Below are 13,624 nucleotides of genomic sequence, written 5' to 3'. Positions count from 1 at the left end.
AACCGTATCGTTGCGCTCTCCTACAGCATAGTGCCTGCTCGCAGTGACGAACGTGGGAGACGATCGTAGCCGTTCTCCGGGAAGATTGAGTTGTACTACATCAAACGATATTGTTTTCAGCGGCGGGGCACAGGCCACCCACAATGGGACGTATCTCACTCCCGGCATCGACCGCACCGGGGCCGACGAAACCCGAGGTGCGGGCGCTGGTGGTCTGGACGCTCGATCTCCGGCCGGCCGATCACGTCGTGGACATCGGGGCCGGGACCGGCGCGGTGTCGATCGCGGCCGCCCGGAGCGCCGACCGGGTGACAGCCGTCGAACGTGATCAGGAACGTGTCGAAGCGATCCGGACGAACCTGGCAGCTAACGACTGTGAATCCTCGGTGTCTGTCATCCGGGCGACGGCCCCCGACGGACTCCCTGAGACGGCGGACGCCGTCTTCGTCGGCGGAACGCGCAATCTCGAGACTGTGTTGGACTGGGTAGCGACGGCCGCCCCGCGAATCGTGGTCCTGAACGCGGCACGACTCGAAACGGCCGTCCGGGCGATCGAGGGGTTCCGGTCCCGGGCGTTCGATCCCGAAGTGCGCCGCGTCTCGATCGGCCGAGGGGAACAGCTGGCCGGCGGGACGGCGATCGACCCGGCACGACCGGTGTACGTGATCAGCGGCCATCCCGACCGGGGGGCGTCGTGACGCTGTACGGCGTCGGACTCGGCCCCGGCGATCCCGCGCTGGTGACTGTCCGGGGCCGGGAGGTCGTTGCGGGGGCGACGATCGTGTTCACCCCGGGCGATATTGCCGAACGCCTCGTCGAACCCTACGCGGATCACATCGAACGTCTGACGTTTCCGATGACAGACGATCAGGCGGTGTTGGAGGCGGCCTGGGAAGAAGCGGCCGCGAGAGTGGCCGAGGTGGCCCGCGAGGACGACGTCGCCTTCGCCACAGTCGGCGACCCGCGGATCTACGCTACGTTCGGTCACCTCGACGGTGCACTCGCGGACTACCCGGCCGTCGAGGTCCGGACGGTGCCCGGGGTGAGCGTCGTCACGGCGTTCACGACGGCACTCGACGTGAAGATCGACGAAGGCTCGCTCACTGTGCGTGAGGCCGCCGCCGGAATCCCACCGAACCACCCGGAGCAGTTACTGCTGTTGAAAGTCACCGACGTCGCCGACGCCCACGAACAACTGACTGCAGCGGGATATACGGCGACCTACGGCCGGCGGCTGTTCATGGACGACGCCACCGTCACGACTGATCCGGATGCGCTTTCGGACAGCGACTACTTCACGGTCGCCTACGCGGAGCGCGCCGATGGGGGGCGGTCGCCGTGACCGGACTCCCCTGGGCCGAACCGGACGCCATCCCCTTCGTCGGCGCCGGGCCCGGCCACCCGAAGCTCGTGACCGTCGCCGGCCGGGAAGCACTCGAGGGGGCCGATCTGGTCGTCCACGCGGGCTCGCTGGTCAACAGCGAGGTTCTCGACACCTATGCCCCCGGGGCCGACCGCCTCGATAGTGCCGGAGCGGACCTGGAGACGCTGGTGTCGGAGATGGCGAGTGCGTACGAGGCCGGCCAGGACGTCGTCCGCCTCCACAGCGGCGATCCCGCGGTGTTCGGCGCGGCCCTCGAGGGGATCGACGCGCTGGCTGAGCGCGGCGTCCCGGCGTACGTTATCCCCGGCGTCACTGCCGCCTTCGCTGCCAGCGCGACGCTCGGGACCCAGCTCACGCTGGCTGGCGTCGCAAATCACGTCGCGTTCACCCGCCCGCAGGGCCGAACGCTCGACGCCGCCGACGAGCACGTCAGCGAGTTCGTCGGGATGGGCGACGTGACGACGGCGATCTACCTGGGAACCCACGCGATCGAGGCGACGATGGACCGGTTACTGGAAAGCGGCGTGGATCCCGAGACGCCCGTGGCGGTCGTCTATCATGCCTCGTGGCCGGACGAGGATATCTTCCGGGGGACGGTCGCGGACATCGCGGGAAAGGTCGAAACAGCCGGCTACGAGTCCAGTGCGCTGGTGATCGTCGGTGAGGCGGTGACCGGCGGCGAGTACGATCGATCGTTCCTCTACGATGGCTGGGCAGCTGACGAGGACGAGACCACGGAGGATGATCGACCGTGAGTAGCGAGGCACGCGTCGATTCCGTCGCCGTGATCTCGTTCGAACGCGGGAGATCGACGGCCGAACAGATCGCTGAGGCCCTCGATACCGACTGTCGGACGGTCGAGATCTACCCGTACGGCGACGGGGTCTTCGAGCGTGTCTGGGACTACGATGGCATCGTGGCGCTGATGGCGAGTGGGATCGTCGTCCGGCGGATCGCGCCGCTGCTCGACGGGAAGTGGACCGATCCGGCGGTCGTGGCAGTCGACGCGGAACGGACCTGGGCGATCCCGCTCGTGGGCGGCCATCACGGGGCCAACCGGCTGGCCAGGGAAATCGGGTCCGCCGGCCCCGTCCCGGCGGTGACGACGGCGACCGACGCGGCCGGAAAGCAGGGCGTCGAGGCCCGTGCGGCGGCGCTCGGGGCCACGATCGAGACCCCCGACTCGACGGTGGCGACGAACCTCGCCGTTCGGGACGGCGACCTCGGGCCGGTCGAGCGCCTCGACGGGCCGCGGGCCGTCCTCGTCGATGGGGACGTGACCGTGCTCAGACGGACGGACGCAGGCGAGATCGTGATCGGGACCGGCTGTCGATCCGGGACCGACGCCGGAACCTGTCGGCAGGCCTGGTTGGACGCTCTCGAAGCGACCGATCGGGACCGGTCAGACGTCGAGTTCGTCGCAACGGGGACGCTAAAATCGGACGAACCCGGTCTGCGGGAGGCCGCAGCGTCGCTGGACCTCGGGGTCGTCGCCTTCGAACGGGAAACGCTCGAACGCTTCGAGGGGCCCTCGGACTCGCGGGCGCGGGAGTTGCTCGACTGGCCCGGAATCGCGGAGGCCAGCGCCATCGCGGGGGGACGGAACCACGAGTTGCTGGCCGAGAAACGAACCGTCGAGGACAGCGTCACGGTGGCGGTGGGACGATGACCGACTGGCCGAGGGCCGAGCATCTCGCCCGTCCCGACCCGTCGCAGTCAGACGACGGGTCGGCTGGCAAGCTCGTCGTCGTCGGCATGGGACCGGGGTCACCGGCGCATCTGACCCGGGCCGCCCGCGAGGCGATCCGGGCGGCCGACGCCGTCTACGCCGCACCCCTGTATCAGCGGTTCCTGCGGGCCGACGGACTGCTCGGCGGCGAGACCGACCACGCGGAAGAGGGGGACCAGCCGGACAGTGAACCGGTCGTGATCAACTCCTCGCGGCGGGACCGCCGGAGCCAGGCGGCGGCAACATTCGATCGCGTCCGTGACGGGGAGACGGTGGTCCACGTCTCGGGCGGGGACCCGGCGGTCTACGGCAAGTCCGATCTGCTCGTGACGCTAGCCGAGACCCACGCTGACGATGAGATCCCGATCGAGATCCTGCCCGGCGTCACCGCGGCGCTGGGCGGTGCGGCACTGCTCGGGGCGCCGCTCTCGAACGACTTCTGTACGCTCTCGCTCTCGACGGCCCGACGCGACCGCGAGGCGATCGATCGGAAACTCGAAGCTGTCGCCGGGGCCGGGTTCGTGATCGCGCTGTACAACGTCAATCGATCGCTCGGCTCGGCGCTGGACGTGATCGAGACTCACCGATCAGGTTCGGTCCCGGTTGCGGTGCTCGAGGACGTGGCCCGGGGTGAACGCGGCCGCTCGCCGACGGGCGAGACGGTCACGGTTACGACGCTGGCGGCGCTCCCCGAGGAAATCGACGTCGTGACGACGGGCACGCTCGTCGTCGTCGGCACTGAGGACTCCCGGGTCCTCCGTCCCGCCAACGGGGGCCGGCCGTTTCTGGTCACGCCGCGGGACGGTTCCGCCCCGCTCTCCGACGGAGGTGGCGAGCATGGGGGCTGATCGGACACCCGACGACAGTCCCTTCGACGGTGACGAACGTAGCGACGGCGCAGACGGGGGATACCTCGCGGCCGTGGGGATCGGCCCGGGCCACGATGCGGGAATGACGATCCGGGCCAGGGACACGCTCGAATCGGTCGATCACATCGTAGGCTACGAGACCTACGTCGAGTTGCTTCCCGAGTCGCTCCGTCGGGACGCCGAGGCGGTCCACGCGACGGGGATGGGGAGAGAGGTCTCTCGGACGGAGACCGCCGTCGATCGGGCCCTCGACGGGGTGTCAGTCGCCCTCGTCGGGAGCGGCGACCCGAACGTCTACGCGCTGGGCGGTCTCGTCCTCGAAGTCCTCGAATCCAGGGGGATCCATCCCGACGAGATGGACTTCGAGGTCGTCCCGGGCGTCCCGGCTGCCCAGTCCTCGGCGGCACGGCTCGGTGCGCCGCTGGTCACCGACACGGTATCGATCAGCCTCTCGGATCACCTCACGCCCCTGGCGGAAATCGAATCCCGACTGGAGGCGGTCGCCCCGACGGGAATGGCCATCGTCCTCTACAACCCCTGGAGTCCAAACCGGGCCGGGAACTTCCAGCTGGCCTGTGAGATCCTCTCGACTCACCGGAACCCCGAAACGCCGGTGGGCATCGTCCGCGGGGCCGGGCGGGCCGAGGAGCGGACGCACGTCACCGACCTGGAGACGCTTCCGGAACTCGGGGAATCGGACCTCCTCGACATGACGACGACTGTCATCGTCGGGACCGAACAAACGCGCGTCTGGGGCGATCGGCTGGTGACCCCCAGAGGCTACGAGCGGAAATACGACTATTGAGCACGTATGACGACGAACACGCCGGTGGTACTCGCCGGACACGGCTCTCGACGCAACGAATCGAACGAGCAGGTACGGGCGGTCGCGGCCGCCCTCGAATCGCGACTGGGCGACCGGGTGGTACCGGCCTTCATCGAACTCGCCGAGCCACACGTCCACGAGCGGATCGCGGAACTGGCGCCGGACGCGGAAGCGATCACCGTCGTCCCGCTCGCGCTGTTCGCCGCCGGCCACGTCAAAAACGAGGTTCCACTCGTCGTCCAGTACGCCAGACAGCGATTCCCCGACGTGGCGTTCTCTTACGGATCGAGCCTGCGCGTTCGCCCGGAGTTGATCGAGATCGTCGCCGATCGAATCGAGGCCGCCGAGGCCGAACTCGATGCCGATCGACACGACGAAGACGTGGCGGTCGTCTTCGTCGGTCGCGGATCCAGCGACCCGAACGCGAACGCCGACGCCTATCGGCTCGCCCGGTTCGTCCAGGAGGGTAGAGCCTTCAGCCGGGTCGAGCCGACGTTCGTCGGGATCACCGAACCGCAACTCGATCGGACGCTCCGGGAGGTCGCTCGTCACGACCCCGACGCGACGATCGTCGTCCCGTACATGCTCGGCGACGGCGTCCTCACCCAGCGCGTCCGCGAGGACGTCGAGGACTTCGACGATGCACACCCGGGGATCGAAACGGCCACGACGGACGTCTTAGGTGTCGACGAACGGCTCGTCCGAGCGCTCGAATACCGGGTGCAGGAGGCGCGAACCGGCACCGTCTCGATGTCCTGTGACACGTGTACGCACAAGGTCTCGTTCGCCGAACACGGCTCGGTGGTTGACGGCGAAACGGCCTTCGTCGACGCGCTCGAACACACGCTGGCACACGTCAGCGACGCCCACGACCACAGTCACGATCACGGCGAGGCAAGTGGCCACGACAACGGACACGGCCACACTCACGAACAGACTGACGACAGCAGTCACGATCACGGACAGACAACCGAACACGAGCACGGTCACGATCACGAGCGCACAGAAACGCACGAACACGGCCACGGGCACGACGAGTCCCGCTCGGGATGACCCAGGTGCGCCGCTCACTGCCTGGCGGATCGGGACGCGGACTGTACTGACTCGGGGGAGAGGTCTTCAAGTTCCATCGTCCGGCCGTCGGCGGCCTCGACGAGATCCCCCGTTACCGTTGCCCGGTCGTCGGGCTGACTGGCGTCGACGACCAGCACCTCGTCGGCGGATTCACCGAGGTCGCAAGCGGCCGTGCGGGTCGCCGCCGTCGGCCGTCCGCCCGCGACGTTGGGACGTCCGTCGGTCACGACGACGGCCACGCTCGCGGCCGGATCGGCACGGTCGATCACCCTGCGGGCCGTTGCCAGCCCGTCGGGGAGCGGCGTCCGGTCGCCGGTCGGCAGTTCCTTGAGGTGACGGGCCGCGAGCGAAACGCTGTCCGTCGGCGGGAGGAGGACGGTCGCCTCCTCGCCCGCGAAGGTGACGAACGCGACCTCGTCGCGCTCCCGGTAACTCTCTTTCAACAGTTCGAGGACGGTCCCTTTCGCAGCCTCCATCGCCGGCCGCATCGACGCGCTCGCGTCGACAGCGAAGACCACCAGCGCCGTCGCCGAGCCCGCTCTGACCGACTGCCGGAGATCCTGCCGCTGAACGTCCGTCCGCCCACGCTTTGCGCCCGCCCGGATCGTCGCAGCCGCGTCGACGGATTCGGCCGCATCGGCGGGCTCCGTGCGAACGCGCGGCCCGACCGCGTCGATGTCCGGGTCAGTTTCGAGGCGGCCGGCGCCGACAGTTGCTCCCGCTGTCGTTCCGTCATCGACGTTCAATCCAGGGATGTCGTTGGATTCGACCGGCGTCACCCGGTCGAGTTCTCCCGACGGTGGTCTGGCGGTTCGCTCGCTGCCAGGATCTTCCGATCGATCGCCGGTCGTCTCGTCAGACTGATTGTCGTCCGTCGGGCCCAATTGCTCGCCGTCCGTGGGCTTGGACTGCTCGCCGTTTCCGGAACGATCGTCCGCCCCGGATCGTGGTTCTTCCTCGCCAACGGTCTCGACAGGTGTCTCCGCGGCATCGGTGGTGGATCGATCTCTCCCGGTCGCAGGCTCCGTTTCCGATCGACCGGTTCCCGGTCGTCCGTCCTCGGTGTCCGTCGAGTGATCCCGAGCGGGGCCGTGGCCGCCTGCGTCGCCGGGGGTGTCCGTCCCGTCGACCGCCCCGCTCGCTTCCGATTCGGCGTCGTTGGCCGAGTCCCCGTCCCGAGACGGCTCTCGTTCCCCCTTCCGGTCGATTTCATCCGTGTCCCCGGCACTGTCCCCGGGATCGGAGTCGGACTCGTCGAAATGCTCCGCCAGCAGGTCCTCGATGGGTTCGGTCTCCTCGAAGGGGCGACTTCGCAGTCGGTGGGGGAGCGCGTATCCGAGGGCTTCCCGGACATCACCTTCCGTCACGTTTCGACGGCCGTCCAGTGTCGCAAAGGTCCGGGCGGTGCGAGCAGCGGCGATGTCCCCTCGGTGGCCGTCCACACCGGCGTCGAGACAGACCTCGACGATGGTCGTAGCCAGTTCACGCGGTAGTGTGACGTCCCCGAGGTCGTCTCGCGCGGCGCCGATCGTCCGACGTAGCCGATCGAGTTCCGCGTCGTCGTCCGACCCTGGATCGAGTTCCCGGGTACGGCCGAGCGCCGATTCGACGATCGCCACTCGTTCCTCGACATCTCGCGTCCCGGTGACCTCGACCTGGATGGCGAATCGATCACGGAGTTGCGGACGAAGATCCCCCTCCTCGGGGTTCATCGTACCGATCAGGGTGAACTCGGCCGGGTGCGTCTCGCTCATCCCGTCGCGTTCGACGCGATTGACGCCGCTGGCGGCGGCATCCAGCAACACGTCGACCAGGTGATCGTCCAGGAGATTCACCTCGTCGACGTACAATACGCCTCGATTAGCCCGGGCGAGCAACCCCGGCTCGAACGTCGATTCACCGTCAAGTGCGTCCGAGAGGGACAACGAGCCGACGAGCCGCTCGCGAGTCACGCCCAGCGGGACCGTCACCAGCGGGACGGGACGGGTCTCGACGGGCGGATCCTCTCGGCCCCGACAGGAGTTACACTGACGGGCCGGCTCCTCCGGCGGACAACCGTAAGGACAGTCCGCGATCGCCCGCTGGTCGGGAAGTAACTCGACCAGTCCCCGTACTGCCGTCGACTTCGCGGTCCCCTTCTCGCCCCGGATCAACAGCCCGTCGAGGGCGTCGTTGACGGCCACCGCGAGCAACGCCCGCTTGAGGCGCTCCTGCCCGACGATGTCGGGGAACGGGACCGCGGACCGAAATCCAACCATACTTGTGGTAATCCAATGGTACTATAATAAGGATGTGTTCGATCGGACTCTACACGGCGACCGATCAGCCCGTCGCCGCGATCCGGGCGGCCGCCGAACGCCTCTCGGGGATCGACCTCCTCGTTCGTTCGGGATCGGATCTGGACGATCCGACAGCAATCGAGGCGTTCGTCGACCGACTCGAAGGCTGTGACGTGGTCGTCTGCTGGCTCCACGGGTCCGAATCACGACTCCCGGATCTCGAATCCGTCCGCGAACAGTTGCGTCGCGCAGGCGTCGACGTCGTCGTTGCCCGGTCGGGAACGGACGGCAGCGGCGGCGAGGGTTCGACGGTCGAGCCTGCCGTCCAGCGCCGGGTTCGGCGCTATCTTGAACAGGGGGGCGTACTCAACGTCGCGAACCTCTGTCGGTATCTCGCGTCGGAATTCGGCGAGGGAACCCGGGCGTACGACGACCCCGTCGCCCTCCCCTCGACTGGGGTGTATCATCCCGACCATCCGGGGGCGACCGTCGAGACGCTCGCCGAGACGTTCGATTCAGGCCGACCGACGGTCGGGATATGGTTCTACGAGAGCCACTGGACCGCCGAGAACACCCGCTACGTCGACGCGCTCGTCCGAGCGCTCGAAGCCGAGGGGGTCGACGCGTTCCCGGTATTCACCACCCCGCGGGCCGCGGACCCGGATCGACGGGACGCTGCCTGGGTCGCGACGAACTTCTGCAGCGACGGAACGGACGTACGGGTCGACGCGATCCTGACGACGTTCATGTACTCGCTGACGATGACCGATCGTGGGCGATCGGCCGCCGAACCTGCCGACCCCACGGTTGGGTTCCTGGAAACGCTGGACGTACCCGTCGTCCAGGCGATGACGACGATGCGCCCCCGGGCGGCCTATCGGGCCGACGACGCCGGCCTCCCCCCGTTCGAACTCGCCCTGTCGGTCGCCCTCCCGGAACTCGACGGGACGATCGTCTCCCACCCGATCAGCGGGAAAGAGCGCGTCGACCCGGCCGACCAGCCCGAGGGCATCGACGGGACGGCCCCGCACGTCCACCGACCGATCGAGGGTCGCGTCGAACACGCCGCGGAACTCACCGCCAACTGGGCACGCCTCGGACGGACGCCACCCGCCGAGAAACGGATCGCCGTCGTCCTCCACAACTATCCCCCCTCGGATGACGGGATCGGGACCGCATTCGGGCTGGACACGCCGGCGAGTCTCGATCGGTTGCTGGATCATCTCGACGCGGCAGGCTACCGGATTACCGACCGGCCAGCCGACGGCGGGGCGATCGTCGAGGAGTTGGTCGGACAGCTCACGGCGGACGTACGGTGGACCGATCCCGACGACAGCGACGGGATCGAGACGGTCGATCCGGCGACCTACCGGGAGTGGTTCGAAGCCCTGCATCCGGACTTGCAGGCCGCCGTCTGCGACGAGTGGGGCGACCCACCCACGGAGCCGATCGCGATCCCGGGGGTCGCCCTCGGGAACGTCCTCGTCACCGTCCAGCCGCCACGCGGATTCGAGGTCGACCCCGAGCGGGTGTATCACGACTCGGCACTTCAGCCACCCCACGAGTACGTCGCCGCCTACCGCTGGCTCGCGGAGGGGCTCGACGCGGACGCGGTCGTCCACCTCGGCACGCACGGCAGTCTGGAGTGGCTCCCGGGCAAGACGGTCGGGCTGGACGGGGCCAGCGCCCCGGACGGTCTCCTCGATTCGATCCCGAACGTCTACCCCTACGTCATCAACAACCCCGGTGAGGGGACCCAGGCCACCCGCCGCTCGTACGCCACGATCGTCGATCACCTGACGCCGCCGATGCGCGCTGCGGGGACGGACGACGACCTCGCGGAACTGGAGGGGGTCGTCCGGGAGTACCGCGAGCGGGCGCGCGACGGTGCGACAGGGACGGGTCTGGCGAGCCTCGAAGCGCAGATCAGGGAACGGGTCCGGGCGAAGGACCTGGGACCCGATCTGGGGATCGAGGACATCGACGCCGTCGACACCGAGGATCTCGTCGTACAGCTCCACGGATATCTCACCGACGTCAGCACGACCCAGATCCGGATGGGGCTGCACACGCTTGGCCAGCCGCCGACGGGCGACCGGCTCGTAGAGTACCTCGTCGCGCTCACCCGCTTCGAGAACAGCGGTGCCCCGAGTCTCCGGGAAGCCGTCGCCGAGGTAATGGGCGTCCCCGCCGAGCGAATGATCGAGGAACCCGAGACGTACGATCCCGACCTGGACATGTGCTACGGGACGGCCGCCGAGCGCGTCTACGAGACGAGCGTCGATCTCGTCGGGGCACTGTCGGCCCGCGATTTCGAGGCCACTGCGAGTGAAATCGAATCGGTCGTGGCTACCGTTCCCGTTATCGGTTCGGAGCCGGAGCCGACGGCCGTCTCGGAGCTGAAGGACGTCCTCGAATTCATCGCCACGGACCTCCTGGCGCGCGTCGAGGCGGCACGCCAAGAGACGACCAACACCGTCGCCGCGCTTGAAGGTGGATACGTACCGCCCGGCGGGAGCGGCGCACCGACCCGCGGCGGGGCGGATCTGCTCCCGACGGGGCGGAACTTCTACACACTCGATCCGCGGCGCGTCCCCTCGAAAGCCGCCTGGGACGTCGGGCAGTCGATCGCCGAGGGGGTGCTCGAGCGCCACCGCGAGGAGACCGGAGCGTATCCCGAGGAGATCGGCGTCGTCGCCTGGGGGACCCCGACCGTCCGGACCCGGGGGGAAACCGTCGCCCAGATCCTGGCGCTGCTCGGCGTCGAACCAGCCCGCTCGACGGCCGGCCGCGTCGAAGGGGTCGAGCCGATCGAACTCGCGGCCCTCGGTCGACCGCGGATCGACGTGACGACGCGCATCTCCGGACTCTTCCGGGACGCCTTCCCCCGCGTGGCCGGCCTCGTCCAGGAGGCCGTCGAGACGGTCGCAGCCCTGGATGAACCGCCGGCCCGTAATTTCGTGCGGAAACACTACCTCGAAGAGCGTGCGACGTCGGTAAGCGGCAAGGGCGAACTGGAGACGGTGCTCCCCCGGGTCTTCACGACGCGACCGGGCGGCTACGGCTCCGGGACGAACAAGGCGATCACCACCGGCGAGTGGGACGACGGTGCCGACCTCGCCGACGTCTTCGTGACCTGGGGCGGCTATGCAGTCGACGACGCTGGCGACGTTGCCGAGGCGAAAGACGCCTTCGAGACGCGACTGTCGAAGATCGAAGCGACTGTCAAACTAGAGGATACCGCCGAACAGGACGAGTTCGACAGCTCGGACTGGTACGCCTTCCACGGCGGATTCAAGCGTGCCGTGGCCGACCGACGAGGCGTCGAACCCGTCTCCTACGTCGGCGACGCGAGCGATCCGAGCCGACCGAAGATCTACACCAACGAGGAGAAACTGCGACGAACGATGCGAACGAGAGTACTCAACCCAGACTGGATCGACAGTATGCAAGCACACGACTACAAGGGCGCCGGCGACCTCGCGACGACCGTCGAAATCGCGCTCGGCTGGGCCGCGACGACGGACGCGATTAGTGACACGCTCTGGAAGGAGATCGCCGCAGAATACGCCCTCGACGAGGATCGACGGGAGTGGTTCCTCGCGGAGAACCCGTGGGCGCTGGAACACATCACCGACCGACTGCTCGAAGCCGTCGACCGCGATCTCTGGACCGCCGACCGGGAAATCGTCGACCGACTCAAAGACGTGCAATTGACCGTCGACGGGGAACTCGAAGCGGCTCCCGACGGCCCGGAGGGAAGACGATGAGCGACGAGGACGGGCCGTACACGAACCTTGGGGAGACGACGGCGGAGGGCACAACGATTGCCGAGGCCAGCCTCGACATCGTGACGGACCTCGTACCCGGCGACTCGCTCGCGGATCGACTACGCCGGAAGGCTGTCCACGCGACGGGCGACCCGGAATTCCAGTATCTGCTCCGGTTCGGCGACGATCCGGTCCGTCGCGGGGCAGAAGCGGTCGAGGACGGCAAACCGATCGTTACCGATGTCACGATGCCACGGCACGGCATCACCGACCGGGGTCACGACTGCGAGAAACGCACCGCGCTGGGCGAAGGCGACGAGCTCGCTGCCGAAGAAGGCATCACGCGAACCCGTGCAGGAGTCCTCGCGCTCGACGAACGCGACATCTACGACGGCGCGATCGCCGTCGTCGGGAACGCACCCACGGCCGCCCTGACCCTCGCGGAGTGCATCGAGTCGGGGGCGCGCCCGGCGGTCGTCGTCGCCACACCCGTCGGGTTCGTGAAGGCAGCCGAGAGCCGCCGTCGGCTCCGGGAGGCCGGGACCAGCCAAGATGTCCCGACAATCACGAACGTCGGCCGGCGAGGCGGCAGCGGCCTCGCCGCGGCGCTGACGAACGAACTGATCCACGTCGCGAACGAAGCGACGACTGAGAGGACCGACGGATGAGCGATCACGATCTCGATTCCGGGCCGGACCCGGCCGTCTTTGCGGCCGCGAGTCATGAGGACTCAAACGTCGAGGCGCCGGTCGAAGCCGTCGGAATCGGGCCGGGAAATACGGACTTCCTCACGCACCGAGCGCGCGAAGCGATCGCGAGGGCCGACGTGATCGTCGGCTTCTCGACGGTCGTGGACTTCATCGCCGATCTCACCGACGCCGAACTGTTGCGGTGTGGTTACGCGGACGAGGCCGAGGCGCTCTCGACGTTCGGCGACCAGGTTGCGGATGGCGCGACCGGCGTCGCGGTCCTGATGGGCGATCCGAACCACTCGGGCTACCAGTTCCTCGGCAAGGTCGAACGCGCGATCGATCGGCCGGTGCGGGTGGTGCCGGGGATCTCGGCGGTGCAAGTCGCGGCGAGTCGGGCCCGGACGCCCCTCGAAGAGACCTGTTTCGTCACGCTCCACAAGTCCGGAGAGATCGAGTCCGATCTCGATCGCCTGCGCGAGGCCGTCGGCCAGCGTCACCTGCTGGTACTTCCCCGTCCGTACGACATGATGCCCGGTGACATCGCGGCGGAGTTGCTGAACGCCGAGGCGTCGCCCGACCTCGAAACTCTCGTCCTGGAGGAACTCACCCTCGAAGGCGAGACGATCACCCGCCGCTCGCTCGGCACGCTGGCCGAACACGCCGGCGGATCGGGGCCGGAGGATACCCCGTTCTCGGACCTCTCGGTGCTGGCCGTCCGTCGTTCCTGAATCGAACAGATTCTCTCCGAACGATGCGGTCGTCATTCGGAAATCGAACCGGAGGGAGACGTTCTGGGAATGCGGCCTCACTGTGTTCGGCCGTTCCGGGGCTGCGACTTCTCTACTTCAATACCCTCAAAATGCATTTGCGGCCACAGATTGTTCGCCGCAAAATGCGCCGAAAGACTCATTTCACTCGTCTTTCGAGCCTTGCCTCACCCCGTTCGGCAAGACGCCGGAAGAGCAAGCTCTTCTGTGCCCTCCCTCACTCCGCTCGTGAGG

The 13,624-nt window shown here is 68.0% G+C and carries 11 protein-coding genes; 10 read left to right on the top strand and 1 reads right to left on the bottom strand.

The features are described 5' to 3' along the window. Window positions 1-143: 143 nt before the first annotated feature. Genes cbiT through E3374_RS04090 form a run of 7 tightly spaced genes read left to right on the top strand, consistent with a single transcriptional unit; the run spans window position 144 to window position 5,861 of the window. Window positions 144-698 (top strand): precorrin-6Y C5,15-methyltransferase (decarboxylating) subunit CbiT, encoded by a 555-nt coding sequence (gene cbiT, locus E3374_RS04120; protein ID WP_136687761.1) that lies wholly within the window; start codon window positions 144-146, stop codon window positions 696-698. Then, the gene (locus E3374_RS04115) at window positions 695-1,342 is read left to right on the top strand and encodes a cobalt-factor II C(20)-methyltransferase (RefSeq protein ID WP_136687760.1); all 648 of its coding nucleotides are present in this window, start codon (window positions 695-697) and stop codon (window positions 1,340-1,342) included. The genes cbiT and E3374_RS04115 overlap by 4 nt, the downstream gene beginning before the upstream one ends. Beyond that, window positions 1,339-2,139 carry a cobalt-precorrin-4/precorrin-4 C(11)-methyltransferase gene (locus E3374_RS04110; RefSeq protein ID WP_136687759.1) on the top strand — a complete coding sequence of 267 codons (801 nt, stop codon included), beginning with the start codon at window positions 1,339-1,341 and terminating at the stop codon, window positions 2,137-2,139. The genes E3374_RS04115 and E3374_RS04110 overlap by 4 nt, the downstream gene beginning before the upstream one ends. Next, window positions 2,136-3,053 carry a cobalt-precorrin 5A hydrolase gene (cbiG, locus tag E3374_RS04105; RefSeq protein WP_136687758.1) on the top strand — a complete coding sequence of 306 codons (918 nt, stop codon included), beginning with the start codon at window positions 2,136-2,138 and terminating at the stop codon, window positions 3,051-3,053. Before E3374_RS04110 ends, cbiG begins: the two co-directional genes overlap by 4 nt. Beyond that, window positions 3,050-3,961 carry an SAM-dependent methyltransferase gene (locus E3374_RS04100; protein ID WP_136687757.1) on the top strand — a complete coding sequence of 304 codons (912 nt, stop codon included), beginning with the start codon at window positions 3,050-3,052 and terminating at the stop codon, window positions 3,959-3,961. Before cbiG ends, E3374_RS04100 begins: the two co-directional genes overlap by 4 nt. Further along, complete coding sequence (cobJ, locus tag E3374_RS04095) at window positions 3,951-4,787, top strand: precorrin-3B C(17)-methyltransferase (protein ID WP_136687756.1); 837 nt, start codon at window positions 3,951-3,953, stop codon at window positions 4,785-4,787. Before E3374_RS04100 ends, cobJ begins: the two co-directional genes overlap by 11 nt. 6 nt (window positions 4,788-4,793) lie before the next feature. Continuing rightward, window positions 4,794-5,861: a sirohydrochlorin chelatase gene (locus E3374_RS04090; protein WP_136687755.1), complete on the top strand. Its 1,068-nt coding sequence runs from the start codon at window positions 4,794-4,796 to the stop codon at window positions 5,859-5,861. A 14-nt stretch (window positions 5,862-5,875) separates the two neighbouring features. Here the strand turns inward: E3374_RS04090 and E3374_RS04085 are convergent, their stop codons facing one another. After that, window positions 5,876-8,140, bottom strand: a complete 2,265-nt coding sequence (locus tag E3374_RS04085; protein WP_136687754.1) for a VWA domain-containing protein — start codon at window positions 8,138-8,140, stop codon at window positions 5,876-5,878. A 32-nt stretch (window positions 8,141-8,172) separates the two neighbouring features. Between E3374_RS04085 and cobN the strand changes: the two genes are divergently transcribed. The 3 genes from cobN to E3374_RS04070 are packed head-to-tail and all read left to right on the top strand — an operon-like array spanning window position 8,173 to window position 13,351. Then, complete coding sequence (cobN, locus tag E3374_RS04080; protein WP_136687753.1) at window positions 8,173-11,931, top strand: cobaltochelatase subunit CobN; 3,759 nt, start codon at window positions 8,173-8,175, stop codon at window positions 11,929-11,931. After that, window positions 11,928-12,599, top strand: coding sequence for a precorrin-8X methylmutase (locus tag E3374_RS04075; RefSeq protein ID WP_136687752.1), 672 nt, complete (start codon window positions 11,928-11,930; stop codon window positions 12,597-12,599). The genes cobN and E3374_RS04075 overlap by 4 nt, the downstream gene beginning before the upstream one ends. Further along, the gene (locus E3374_RS04070; RefSeq protein ID WP_136687751.1) at window positions 12,596-13,351 is read left to right on the top strand and encodes a cobalt-precorrin-7 (C(5))-methyltransferase; all 756 of its coding nucleotides are present in this window, start codon (window positions 12,596-12,598) and stop codon (window positions 13,349-13,351) included. Before E3374_RS04075 ends, E3374_RS04070 begins: the two co-directional genes overlap by 4 nt. Window positions 13,352-13,624 lie beyond the last annotated feature (273 nt).

This window comes from Halorhabdus amylolytica, assembly GCF_004944975.1.
Lineage (GTDB): Archaea > Halobacteriota > Halobacteria > Halobacteriales > Haloarculaceae > Halorhabdus > Halorhabdus amylolytica.
This window is presented reverse-complemented; position numbering and strand designations above follow the sequence as displayed.

Coding starts and splice junctions, on each gene's coding strand:
- E3374_RS04090 (WP_136687755.1), top strand. CDS start 4,794: ATGACGACGAACACGCCGGTGGTACTCGCCGGACACGGCTCTCGACGC.
- cbiT (WP_136687761.1), top strand. CDS start 144: ATGGGACGTATCTCACTCCCGGCATCGACCGCACCGGGGCCGACGAAA.
- cobJ (WP_136687756.1), top strand. CDS start 3,951: ATGGGGGCTGATCGGACACCCGACGACAGTCCCTTCGACGGTGACGAA.
- E3374_RS04100 (WP_136687757.1), top strand. CDS start 3,050: ATGACCGACTGGCCGAGGGCCGAGCATCTCGCCCGTCCCGACCCGTCG.
- E3374_RS04070 (WP_136687751.1), top strand. CDS start 12,596: ATGAGCGATCACGATCTCGATTCCGGGCCGGACCCGGCCGTCTTTGCG.
- E3374_RS04085 (WP_136687754.1), bottom strand. CDS start 8,140: ATGGTTGGATTTCGGTCCGCGGTCCCGTTCCCCGACATCGTCGGGCAG.
- E3374_RS04075 (WP_136687752.1), top strand. CDS start 11,928: ATGAGCGACGAGGACGGGCCGTACACGAACCTTGGGGAGACGACGGCG.
- cobN (WP_136687753.1), top strand. CDS start 8,173: ATGTGTTCGATCGGACTCTACACGGCGACCGATCAGCCCGTCGCCGCG.